Below are 11797 nucleotides of genomic sequence, written 5' to 3' on the forward strand. Positions count from 1 at the left end.
CGCCGATCCGTCGGCATACGTCGGTAGGGGAGCGTTCCCTGCAGCAGTGAAGCCGGACCCGCGAGGGCCGGTGGAGCGCGGGGAAGTGAGAATGCTGGCATAAGTAGCAAAAAGGAAAGTGAGAACCTTTCCCACCGTAAGTTCAAGGTTTCCTGGGCAACGACCATCGACCCAGGGTTAGGCGGTCCTAAGGCGAGTCCTCGTCATGGGGGGTAGTCGATGGACAGCAGGTTAATATTCCTGCCCTTCCGTTCGTGTTCCCGTTGCTGACGCATTGTTGTACTCTCCGGGCGTTTTGGCTATACGTCTGTCCCATGCGGCGCATGGGGCGCAGGGCAAGTCGCAAGATGAGCCCGATGGAGGGGAGCGCGGTGCCCAGAAAAGGCGACGACTAATAGCGAACGGGATCCGTACCGCAAACCAACGCAGGTGAACGGGCACAAGTGTGCTCAGGTGTACGGGAGAACCCTCGTAAAGGAACTAGGCAAAACAGTGGCCGTAACTTCGGAATAAGGCCTGCCAGTGGGTGTTGGGCATTCGTGCCCAGCGTTCATTGGCCGCAGCAAGCGATGCCAAGCGACTGTTTACCAAAAACACAGGTCCCTGCGAAACCGAAAGGTGATGTATAGGGGCTGACTCCTGGCCAGTGTCAGAACGTTAAGGCGAGAGGTGAAACTTCTTCGGAAGCGTAGCTTTGAACCGAAGCGCTGATGAACGCCGGCGGTAACCATAACCGTCCTAAGGTCGACCGAATCCGTTCTTGGGGAACGGGAACGCTGCCTTAGTGAGGTGTAAGACCTCCTCCGAACTCCGAACTCCTCGGAGATGTAGGAGAAAACTTAGCTATATGCTGGGAAACCCGCGCATATCACAGTACCTATCGTGGTAATAATCTGTGATCGAAGCGGAAAATCAGCAGGGAAGTCGGCATGAAATATTCTCATGCTTGACCCCTCAGAGACTACACGCTGAGCGATAAGATGGAAATTCTCCTTCTTATCGAAGATATAGTCCGACCTGTATGGCGACATGCAGAGCATGGCAGAAATGACCGTGCCCTCTCGAGCATTACGTTCGGGAGCGTAACATATTGAGCGTAATCCCCTGCCGGGTGAGTTCCGGCCTGCACGAATGGAGTAACGACTTGGCAACTGTCTCTACGAGGGACCCGGCGAAATTGCAATGGGAGTGAAGATGCTCTCTACCCGTGGCTGGACGAAAAGACCCCGTGAAGCTTTACTACAGCTTGCGCTTGGGTGTGCGCTTTGATTGTTCAGTATAGGTGGGAGGTTGGTGATTTCGGTCACCAACCAACAGTGAGATACCACCCTTTTGCTGTGCGCATCCTTATCTCCCCGAGTTACCCTCGGGGGGAGACCCGCGCTGGTGGGTAGTTTGTCTGGGGCGGATGACTCCTAAAAGGTAACGGAGTCGTTCACAAAGGTTGGCTTAGCGCGGATGGAAATCGCGCTGGACCTGTAAGCGGAAAAGCCAGCTTTACTGCAAGGCCGACGCGCCGAGCAGTTGCGAAAGCAGGAGCTAGTGATCCGACCGTACGAAGTAGGACGGCGGAAGCTCATCGGATAAAAGCTACTCCGGGGATAACAGGCTGATCTCCTCCAAGAGTCCACATCGACGAGGAGGTTTGGCACCTTAATTAACATCGGGGTGCATCGGAAGTGATTCCGATCCAAAAAATACGGCTATAACGGTGAAACCGTCAGCAACAACGTGGAAAGAATTTGTTGCCCGGCAATACCGTGGGAAGTCTTCGTGCATGCACGAATGACCCCGTAACGACTGACCCGAAAGGGGAGAATCGCTTGGAGCGATTAATACGCCGACGCTCGCCATAAAAACCGAGATGATGCATCGAACATGCTCACCATCCGGAGCGAGATGAAGATATAGTCTGTGCCATAAGAAACTATGGAATTAACAAGTCCGACAGCGATGTCGGCCCATCGCATCCTGGGGCTGGAGAAGGTCCCAAGGGTTAGGCTGTTCGCCTATTAAAGCGGTACGCGAGCTGGGTTCAGAACGTCGTGAGACAGTTCGGTCTCCTATCCACCACGGGCGTTGAAACTTGAAGGGACTCCTCCCTAGTACGAGAGGACCGGGAGGAATTGACCTCTGGTGTACCAGTTGTCCTGCCAAGGGCACTGCTGGGTAGCTATCGTCGAGTGCGGATAACCGCTGAAAGCATCTAAGCGGGAAGCCGTCCCTGAGATAAGGTTTCGTTGAGCCCCCTTGGAGATTACAAGGTTGATAGGTCGCAGGTGTACGCGTCGCAAGACGTTCAGCCGAGCGATACTAATCGGGCGAGTCCCGACGGAATACATGCGCTGTTCGCGAAGCGAGTACGATCGCGTCCAGATGTTCGCAGCACAAGATGGCTTGTGCTGCGTGATCTGGGTGTCTTGAGCGGTGGGGTCACACCCGTTCCCATCCCGAACACGGAAGTTAAGCCCACCAGCGCCGATGGTACTTGGGGCCAACCCGCCCCCGGAAGAGTAGGCCGATGCCCGGAATAGCAAGGACCGTCCCTCATCGGGACGGTTTTTGTGTTGCATGGAGCATGGGGAGTTGCAAGGAGACGTGAAGCACCCTACGCTGGAGGGAGGAGTTCTTTCAAGGAGGCGTCAATGGAATGGAAGCATTTTTGCGCGGTGCTGCTGTGCGCCGCGTGCGGCGGTGATGAGCGTGGGACGGTGGTGACGGGTCTCGACATCACGCAGTCGCGCATCGAAGTGCAGAAGCGGAACGGCAGTATCGAGGAAGTGGTGGATGAGGAGATATTCCTCGCGAACACGAACCGCGCGACGGTGTACCTCACCATCATGAACGAGTCGGACGGCTGGTGGCCGTACAACATCGAACTCTGCGTGGATCACCCCGAATCCATCGGCATCATCCAGGCCGGCTGGCTCATTGGTGAGGCGGACGGACTGGTTCCGTCGGACGATCCCAGTCGGTTCACCGGTGCGCCGTGCACGGTGTACTTCTCGGAGGAGTATGGTGGAGCGTGGCCGATGCTCGCGCAGGACACAACGGAGGAGATACGCATCGCGACCCTCGAGGCCCTCCCGGAAGCGGCCGGTGGGTACCTCACGGTCTACTTCCGTGTGGAGATGCCCGATGCGGTGATTCTCGACATCATCGAGTATGGTATCCCGTACCGCGTCCTCCCGTGCACGGACTGCGAGGAGGACGGCGCTGCGCGCGTGCTGCTCGTCCGTCGCGAAATTACGAAGCGATTCTGCGCGATCGAGCCGCAGCTTGCGGACTCCGAGCACGCGGGACGCTGTCCCGCGCTTCCGTGACGTGATGCAAGGAGAGCCCCCGGCGTGTTGCCGGGGGCTCTTGTTCTGCTCACGTCTTCCGTGGTGGACGCGATGTCGTGCGCGCGGGAGCGCGGACGGCTTGCGCGATACGCTTCGTGGCGCGGTCGAGACAGTACTTGCGTTGTTGCACTGCCCAGGGTGGCACGCCGGCATTCCGGATGCGATCCGCACAGATGCCCGCGACCTCCGTGAGCTCCGCAACGGTCAGCGGTCTGCCGCAGCGTTTGCCGTACCGGTCTGCCTCAATGGCGATGCGCGCGGCGAGTGTGACGTCGCGCGCCCATGCGTAGTACTTGCGCATGCGCGGTTTCCAGATCCTCGGATTGCGTCGCGCGAGCTCGCGGACGACGCGGAGTGCCGGTTCCGGATGGCCCGCGTAGCGTTTGTTGAACGCGAGGAGATCCATGAGCTGCTGCTCGGAGATCGCCACCATGAAACGCGTTGCCCATCGCTTCAGCGTACGGAGGTCTGCGTGGCCCGCAGCCATGTGTTGGATGCACGTCGCGTAGAGCGTACGGAGCCGATGCTTGGCGACGAACTGCGCAATGGCAACCGGATACTCGGTCTCCGCGCTAGGCACCGCACTCGCCGCGATGTTCCGCTTGGAGAAGGACAGCATCACACCTGCGATGGCGGTGAGCTGTGCGCGCGTCAAGCTACTGCCCAATGCACGAGCAGCAGCACCGGCGGCGTGCTCATCGCCGCAGCGGATGGCTTTCTTGAGCACCGCCGCGATACCACGGCGGTCGCCGATGCGCGTGAAGCACGCCAACGCAATGTTCAGCGGCTCTTGTTCACGCACAGGGAACCGATTCCAGAAGATGGACCGACGTGCGAGTATGGCGTACCCGTACGCGCGGGACTGCGCATCGGTGACGGGGCCGATTCTCGCAGCATCCTTGAGCGATCCGATGCGGACGAGGTACGCGTGGTAGCGTTTGCGCTGCGCAGCGCGCGCTCGGCTCTCCGGCTTTGGGAGTGCCAGGAGGTACTGATTCCACGCATGGATGTTGCCCTTGCGCTTCAGGGACCGCTGCGCGTAGAAGATGCAATCGCGCTCGGTGAGCGGTCGTTTGGCGCGCCGCGCTTGTTCGAGGACGGCCTCGATGTGCTCGTCACAGGCCGCATCGTCCGCCCGTTCATCCAGGAGCAATCGCTCGCGGATTTCCGCGTTCGTCATTTCTTGGAATCGCTGGAGCTCCTCCGGAATACGCCTCGTTCGCTTCGCCATCTACTGTCCTCCTCGTGGGATGTCAATGAGCCACGGACTGCTCGTACCGTAGCAGATCGTGTGCTCACCGTCAATGTGACGGTACCCGCCCAAGGAACACCCCACCTGCGGCGGTTGCCGAGGTGGGGTGGGTGGTGCGCTACGCGGTGGGGAGGAGGTGCACCGAGCGTGTCGCGATTGCGTGGGAGGCGGCGTCGCCAGCATCATTGATCCGCGCGAAGTGCTCGGTGATACTGCCTTCAATGAACGTGCGCAGACGGGTCGTGGGCGCGAGTGCGCGGTTGATCGCGCGACGCACGACTTCCGTTGCCGCACCGCTCAGCGCACCGGTGGCGAGTGCCGCAAACCAGAGCGCGCGTATGTCGTGGAGGTACGGCGTGACGATGCTCGCGGACGCGATCGTCACGGCGAGCGTGACGCCCACGCAGAGCCAGTGCTGCGGACGCGCGCTGATCCTCGCGATGCCGCGCAGCGTGAGGATGCACACGGAGAGCGGGAGCATGACGAGAAGCATCAGCGGGACGCTCACCACCGTGGAGGCGGATAAGCACGTCACGCCCACGATCGTTCCACCGAACTCTGCGCACAGCAGCGCGTAGAGGCCGTGGATCGCAAATGCGAACGTGCCGTGTTTCCGGAACTGGCGCAGGCGACGCCGCAAGAGCATGTGCCGGTTCTGGTTCCCGGCCTGGAACGCGAACAGTCCGCAGCAGAATGTCAGGAGCGTAGCGATCATCAGTGCGAGCATCGCCGAGAAGGTGAGATTCGCACTGTAGTAGACATCAAAGATGTACAGCAGAGGCAGGAGGAAGGCAGTATGGATCGTGAAGAAGATGGCGATCGCCCAGCGGTGCGCCGCATCCATGCGGTTGACGTCCGTCCGCCCGCGTCGCCATGCGCGCAGCGCGGTGATTGTTGTGAGCAGCTCGCTCCGCTCGAAGGCGACAAGTCCGCGTACGACTCGTGGCACGAATGCGCCGATGGTCGCGATGGGTACTCGGTACGCAGCGTTCGCGTACCGGCAGACGCGCCGCCATTCGTTCCGGCACGCACCGGTGATGACCCGTGCGATCGCGTCATACCAGAACCCGACGATGACACCGACGATGACCGCCGGCACCGCGAGCGCGGTATGGAATGACACCGCTGCGAGTACGCCGAGCGTCCCGCCCACGAAACCGCCCAGGAAGTTGCGCCGTGTGAGCTCTCGTGTTTCCATTGCGTTCTCCTCTCGATGGGAAAGGGCACCAATGCCCGAATGTCCGGCATGAACCGGAGATACCACTGTAGTATGAGGAACTGGAAAGGTCAAGCGGAGCAGGGTACAGTGGGAGCACCGTGCAGGGGTTTCTGTAAAAGTGTGTCATTGCGAGCCGAGTCCTCGAGGCGCGGCAATCCCGGCCATTGAGCGTACCTGGCTTTCACCTTGTGTCGGTATGACCGGGATTGCCACGTCGAGGACTCCTCGCAATGACAGTAAGGGAGGGGGTCGCAGATGTCCTTGTATACTCTATGCGCATCACCGCGGACTTCCACATCCATTCCCGTTTCTCGCGCGCGTGCTCGCGGGAGCTCACGCTGCCGAGCATCGCGGCGACGTGCGCGGTGCGGGGGATTGACCTCTGCGTGACGGGGGATTTCACGCATCCGCAGTGGCGGCAGGAGATTGGCGAGCAGCTTGAAGAAGCCGAGGACGGCATCTTCAAGCTGCAAGCCGACAGCCGCAAGCCGCAAGCACAGACAAAGTTTCTCCTCGGCACGGAGCTCTCCTGCATATACAAGCACGCAGGGAAGACGCGGCGGGTGCACCACCTCGTCATCGCTCCGTCGCTCGCGGCGGTGGATCACCTCATCGCATCGCTCACGCGGCAGGGGCGCAACCTTGGAGCCGACGGTCGGCCGATCCTCGGGATGTCATCCAAGGAGCTGCTCGCGCTGTGCCTCGCGGCGGACGAGCGCACGATGGTTATTCCCGCACATGCGTGGACGCCGTGGTTTGCGGTGTTCGGATCCGAGTCCGGCTACGACGCGCTCGAGGAGTGCTTCGAGGATCTTACCCCGCACGTCCTCGCCATCGAGACCGGTCTCTCCTCCGACCCGCCGATGAACTGGCGTGTTTCCGCGCTCGATGCCGTTGCGCTCGTTTCGTCTTCTGACGCGCACTCGCTCACGAAGCTCGGCCGCGAAGCGACGGTGCTCGAGCTTGCCGCACTGACGTTCGACAACGTGCGCAGCGCGATCATGAACAGCGCGCCCGCACGCTTCAACGTCGCGCACGCGAATCGCATCGTACAGACTATTGAGTTTTTTCCCGAGGAAGGGAAGTATCATAGCGACGGTCATCGCACGTGCAACGTGCGCTGCGAGCCACAGGAGACCAAACATCTGCGCGGTGTTTGTCCACAATGCAAGAAGCAGATGACGGTCGGTGTCATGCACCGTGTGGATAAACTTGCGGACCGTGAACGAAACTTCGTGCACGCTCACGCACCTGCGTATGTGCATTCCGTTCCGCTCATCGAGACGATCATGGAAGCGTTCGCGGTGAAGTCCATGACGCAGCGCGTGCGCGCGTGCTACGACGAAATCACGGAGCGCATCGGGAGCGAGTTCCACATCATGCTCGATGCACACCTCGACGACATCGCACGCGTTGCGCCGCGAGAAGTGACGGAAGCCATTCGCCGCGTGCGCGCCGGCGAGCTCGACATCCTCCCGGGATACGACGGCGAATTTGGGACCGTGCGCATTTTTTCGCACGAACACCCCAGGCCCGTCGCCGTGCAAAAAGCCCTCATTTGAGGGCTTTTTGCAACCAAAAATGCCGCCGAGATGCTCGGGGCATTTTTGGTAATCTGCGGCTACTTGCTCTTGCGCTTTGCACCCTTGCGAGCGGTGCGACGCTTCGCGGGCTTCCGCTTTGCCGCCTTGCGCTTCTTCGGAGCCGCCTTGCGCTTCGCCGGTTTACGCTTCGCGACTTTGCGCTTCGCTGGTTTGCGCTTTGCAACCTTGCGCTTCGCCGGCTTCTTTGCCGCCTTCCGTTTCTTTGCTGCCATACCATCACCCCCTTTCTTGGTGATCATCGTCACACGTGCGAAACGATGATCGGATAGTGTGCCGCGCAATGCACTGCACTGCACCGAGTATACCACGTTGCACACCGAACATCTGCAGCACGCGCAAAAAGTTTGTCAAGCGCGCGTGTGCGATGCAGCACGACACACACATCATGCGCAGTGCGCGATGCGTGTGTCGCGCGTGTGTGTTGTACGCACGACCCTATTTCGTCATCTCGACCCCGTTCGACTCGCGGACTCGCTCAGGGCAAGTTCCGCAAATCAGAAAGTGGAGCGGAGAGATCTCCATGGCGCGACGATTCCAAATGCAAGATGAGATTTCTCGACTTCGTTCGCCCGTGCGCTCACTTCGCTCGAAATGACGAGAGGGAGACGGAGATCGTCTACGAGAGGTGTGGCGTGTAAACAATGCTTGGCAAATGCACAGTTTATTCCACAAATCAAAACCACCCGGCATCGCTGCCGAGTGGTTCTGGTGGACCAAGGGGGATTTGAACCCCCGACCCCCTGCTTGCAAAGCAGGTGCTCTACCACTGAGCTATTGGCCCGTATGGGGAATGGGAGAAGGAGGGGAGATTGCTGTACTCAGCGTGGCAGCGTTGCGGGGTGTCGTCAAGTGTGGTCTCCTTGGGATAAGGTATGGAGCTCACACACGCGCACCTTGAGGACGTCCCGCAAGCATCGGGCGTCTACACGTTCCTCCGGAGCGGTATGCCGATCTACATCGGCAAGGCCGCGGATTTGCGTGCGCGGCTTTCGGCGTACAAGCCGGGCGGCGGGTGGAAGGAGGAGATGGTGGAGGCGGCGGATGAGCTCACGATCGAGCGAACGAGCTCGGAGGTGGAGGCCCTGCTCCTGGAGGCCGCGCTCATCAAGCAACACCAGCCCAAGTACAACGTGCTCTCACGGGATGATAAGCAGTTCCTCTCCGTGCTCGTGACGACCGATGAGGATTTTCCGCAGGTGCTCGTCACGCGATCACATCGGCGGAGCGGTACCACCTTTGGACCGTTCACGTCCGCGCGTGCGGTGCGCGAGACGCTCAAGGCACTGCGGCGCGTCTTCCCGTACCGGTGCAAGAACAAGCCACCCCACTTCGCTAAAGCTACGCGGGGCAAGCAAGCCGACACCCCCTCCAGCTCCCCCTCTAGAAGAGGGGGAGAGAAAACAGGGAGACCTTGTTTGTACTTCCACATGGGGCTGTGCGCGGGGACGTGCGCGGGGCGCATCTCAAAAATGGCGTACCGGCGGCAGGTGATCGCGCCGCTCCTGCGCGTGCTACGCGGGGAGACAAAAGCGGTGCGCAAAAAGCTCGATATCGAGCACCGCGCGCTGCTCGACGACGTGCTCGCACACGCGAACGTGCTCTCCACCGTGGACAAGTACGCGATTGATGTGCTCGAGCTCCAACGTGTCCTCCAGCTCCCATTGCTCCCGCACCGCATCGAGGGGTACGACATCTCAAATCTCCATGGTCAGGAGGCGGTGGGCTCGATGGTGGTCGCGATTGACGGGGAGCCCGACCCGTCGCAGTACCGGAAGTTTAAGATTCGTGTGTTGGAGGGAAAGAGCAATGATGTGGGGATGCTTCGCGAGGTACTCTCCCGTCGCTTGGCACGTGCGCCACGACATGACGCTATCGCACCCCCTCCAGCTCCTCCCGACGCTGCAGCCCAAAGGAAATCGGCCGGGATCCCGACCTCGCGTCGGGACCCTCACGATGAGGGGGAGGGGAAGAGCAAAGATGTGTGGCCGCTTCCGGACCTCATGGTCATTGATGGTGGCAAGGGTCAACTCAATGCGGTGCTCCGCGCCATGCGCGATGCCGGTGTCACCTGTCCGGTGGTCGGTCTCGCAAAACGCAACGAGGAAATCTATCTCCCCGGGGAGAGAAAGCCGCTCGTCCTGCCCAAGTACGCACCGGCACTCCATCTCCTGCAGCGGGTGAGAGACGAAGCGCATCGGTTTGCGATCGGTTATCATCGTGAACGCTACAGAAAGAGAATGTTGCGTAGCTAAAGCACAAAATGTCAGGAGGATGACATATTGTCAGGTTTACTTGACATTTTTATTGCTTCGTGGTAGCGTAGGGACACGTCATGATTTTGGCGTATCGCTCTTTGTCGATTGAGTCCTTGCGATCCAGCGTGGATTGAGGGACGATCGGCATCAACTGAGTTGAGAAGGGTAGGCAATGAATCATCAAACCACGGAGGTTGCGATGAGAACACCGAAGGTCACGCTCGAAGATCTCGTGATGAAGAAGCGCGGCGAGCAGCAGGCCGCAGCGAGTGCGAAGCTCGCGAAGAAGGCACCACAGCAGCAGACGCAGACCGCAAGGCAGCCGCTGCCGCCCGCGAAGCGCCCCAAGCAGCTCGTCGCGGTGGAGGAGTTGGAAGCGCAGGTCATGCCGTTCGAGCAGGTCATCGCGCAGATCGCGAGCAGCTCCGAGCAGTACAGGCGGGAGATGGACCAGGTGGCCAAGGCCCGCGTGCAGCTCGACAAGGTCGAGCGTGAGCTCGATGCCGTCTTTCGGGCCGCTCGTGAGGCCGGCATCGACATCGAGAACGGTCCGGAGGTGCCGGTCCGCATGAGCGTTCTCGATCAGATCGAGGCGCGCGAGCATCTCATGGCGCAGCTCTTCATCTACCCCCTCGATCGGTCCCACAAGGATGCCAGGCGGCTGCTCCACGCGTTCGAGTTCTACCGCGACATCCATCGCCGTCGTACGGACGGCATCGTCACGTTCGCGGATGTCGGGTTCTTCCTCGGCAGGTTGGCGGCCAGCGGGCTGTACCGCATCGTGAACAGGGGCGAGACGCAACGGCGCGCTCACAAGCCGCAGAGCGCGAACTTCGAGGAGCAGACCATCGCCTACGGCGGCAAGCACTACCTCCCCCAGGGGCGCGAGCGCGCCATTTGGCTCCTCCACTCGGAGGTGACGCGGCTCGTTGCCAATGCGGAGAAGACCTCCGCGCGCGAGGATGCGCAGGCGTTGCACTTCCTCCAGAAGGGCAGCGAGGTGCCGGAGAACGTTCGGAAGCTGCTCCACACGGCCGAGCCGCCGCCGAAGACACCGGTGGAGTTCTCCGTGTGGGTGGAAACGATCCGTCGCGGTGACGACAAGCCGCCGCTCGCGCTCATGCGGCGTACGCAGCGCGGTCAGAAGGTGGTCAGCGGTGCGCTCGTCGTGCGGGTCTCTGCCGCCACGAGCAATCCGGAACGGAGAGAGTTGCGCGTCCTCGGCGCAACGAGGACCGCGGTGCTCTTCCTGCCGGACGCGTTCAGGACCGACGGTTCCGTCGCTGCGGTGATCGAGCCGCGCGATGGCGAGGGCAAGAGTGCGACGCCGCGCTGGGCGCAGGATCTCCTGACCTACCTCTACGCCGCCGGCCCCGAAGCACTCAATCAGCTGCGGAGTTCGTGGCTGCAGCAGCACAGCAAGGTGAAGCCGCAGTCGCAGCGTATGAACGATCCGCTGAGCGCGACGGCGACGAGCGAGCCCACCGCGAAGAAGACGACCAAGAAGAAGGTGGTCAAGAAGAAGCCCACCGATCCGCCGGCCCCGCAGGCCTAGCGAGCGCTCCGGCGCCAAGAGACCCCCGTACCCATATGGTACGGGGGTCTTCACTTTGTGCGGGATCAGGGTGATGCCGGTGCAACGAGGGGGCCGCGGATGCCTTTCTCAATCGTGCGGGGTGTGATGCCGTGCTCCTCGTTGTGTTGCTGCTGGATTGCGCGACGGCGCTCCACCTCGGCGATGGCGAGGCGCATGGACTCGGTACGCCGATCCGCGTACAGGATGGCGCGACCCTCCGCGTGGCGAGCGGCGCGGCCCATCGTCTGGACGAGCGCCGTGCGCGACCGCAGGTACCCTTCCTTGTCCGCGTCCATGATCGCCACGAGCGACACCTCGGGGAGATCGAGTCCCTCGCGGAGGAGGTTGATGCCCACGATGACGTCGTACCGCCCGCGCCGGAGGTCATCGAGGATCTCATTGCGTTCGAGCGTCTTCACGTCCGCGTGGATGTAGTACGCGCTGATCTGCTGCTCACGGAGGTACTCGGCGAAATCCTCGGCCATGCGTTTCGTCATGACCGTCACGAGCGTGCGCTGTTTCTTGGCGATCTGCGCGGTGATCTCCG

7 protein-coding genes, 1 tRNA gene, 2 rRNA genes and 1 pseudogene are annotated in these 11797 nt (G+C 61.1%); 6 read left to right on the plus strand and 5 right to left on the minus strand.

Translation table 11 applies throughout. From position 1 onward, the window contains the following. The 3 genes from Q7S96_03475 to Q7S96_03485 form a co-directional block, all read left to right on the plus strand. Nucleotides 1–2336: ribosomal RNA gene (locus Q7S96_03475) — 23S ribosomal RNA — on the plus strand; the annotation flags it as partial. A 75-nt stretch (nt 2337–2411) separates the two neighbouring features. Next, a 5S ribosomal RNA gene (gene rrf / locus Q7S96_03480) occupies nt 2412–2530 on the plus strand. Between the two features lie 115 nt (nt 2531–2645). After that, nucleotides 2646–3323, plus strand: coding sequence for a hypothetical protein (locus Q7S96_03485; protein MDO8463307.1), 678 nt, complete (start codon nt 2646–2648; stop codon nt 3321–3323). Between the two features lie 49 nt (nt 3324–3372). On the opposite strand, the gene Q7S96_03490 is transcribed toward Q7S96_03485, so the two are convergent. Beyond that, nucleotides 3373–4575, minus strand: coding sequence for a hypothetical protein (locus tag Q7S96_03490; protein MDO8463308.1), 1203 nt, complete (start codon nt 4573–4575; stop codon nt 3373–3375). Between the two features lie 139 nt (nt 4576–4714). Further along, entirely contained in the window at nt 4715–5794 is a 1080-nt protein-coding gene (locus Q7S96_03495; GenBank protein ID MDO8463309.1) for a hypothetical protein, read from the minus strand. Nucleotides 5795–6087: 293 nt separating this feature from the next. On the opposite strand from Q7S96_03495, the gene Q7S96_03500 reads away from it, so the two are divergent. After that, nucleotides 6088–7377 (plus strand): endonuclease Q family protein, encoded by a 1290-nt coding sequence (locus Q7S96_03500; GenBank protein ID MDO8463310.1) that lies wholly within the window; start codon nt 6088–6090, stop codon nt 7375–7377. 59 nt (nt 7378–7436) lie between these two features. Here Q7S96_03500 and Q7S96_03505 read toward each other — a convergent pair whose 3' ends face one another. Next, entirely contained in the window at nt 7437–7631 is a 195-nt protein-coding gene (locus Q7S96_03505) for a hypothetical protein (GenBank protein ID MDO8463311.1), read from the minus strand. A 494-nt stretch (nt 7632–8125) separates the two neighbouring features. Then, a tRNA-Ala gene (locus Q7S96_03510) sits at nt 8126–8200 on the minus strand. A gap of 91 nt (nt 8201–8291) precedes the next feature. On the opposite strand from Q7S96_03510, the gene Q7S96_03515 reads away from it, so the two are divergent. Further along, a complete protein-coding gene (locus Q7S96_03515) occupies nt 8292–9671 on the plus strand; it encodes a hypothetical protein (protein ID MDO8463312.1) in 1380 nt (459 codons plus the stop codon). Between the two features lie 175 nt (nt 9672–9846). Beyond that, complete coding sequence (locus Q7S96_03520; GenBank protein ID MDO8463313.1) at nt 9847–11229, plus strand: hypothetical protein; 1383 nt, start codon at nt 9847–9849, stop codon at nt 11227–11229. Nucleotides 11230–11300: 71 nt separating this feature from the next. Here the strand turns inward: Q7S96_03520 and Q7S96_03525 are convergent. After that, nucleotides 11301–11797, minus strand: a pseudogene (locus Q7S96_03525) (helicase-related protein).

Source organism: bacterium (assembly GCA_030647005.1).
Lineage (GTDB): Bacteria > Patescibacteriota > Patescibacteriia > JACPHY01 > JACPHY01 > JAUSKG01.

Coding starts and splice junctions, on each gene's coding strand:
- Q7S96_03485 (MDO8463307.1), top strand. CDS start 2,646: ATGGAATGGAAGCATTTTTGCGCGGTGCTGCTGTGCGCCGCGTGCGGC.
- Q7S96_03490 (MDO8463308.1), bottom strand. CDS start 4,575: ATGGCGAAGCGAACGAGGCGTATTCCGGAGGAGCTCCAGCGATTCCAA.
- Q7S96_03495 (MDO8463309.1), bottom strand. CDS start 5,794: ATGGAAACACGAGAGCTCACACGGCGCAACTTCCTGGGCGGTTTCGTG.
- Q7S96_03500 (MDO8463310.1), top strand. CDS start 6,088: ATGCGCATCACCGCGGACTTCCACATCCATTCCCGTTTCTCGCGCGCG.
- Q7S96_03505 (MDO8463311.1), bottom strand. CDS start 7,631: ATGGCAGCAAAGAAACGGAAGGCGGCAAAGAAGCCGGCGAAGCGCAAG.
- Q7S96_03515 (MDO8463312.1), top strand. CDS start 8,292: ATGGAGCTCACACACGCGCACCTTGAGGACGTCCCGCAAGCATCGGGC.
- Q7S96_03520 (MDO8463313.1), top strand. CDS start 9,847: ATGAATCATCAAACCACGGAGGTTGCGATGAGAACACCGAAGGTCACG.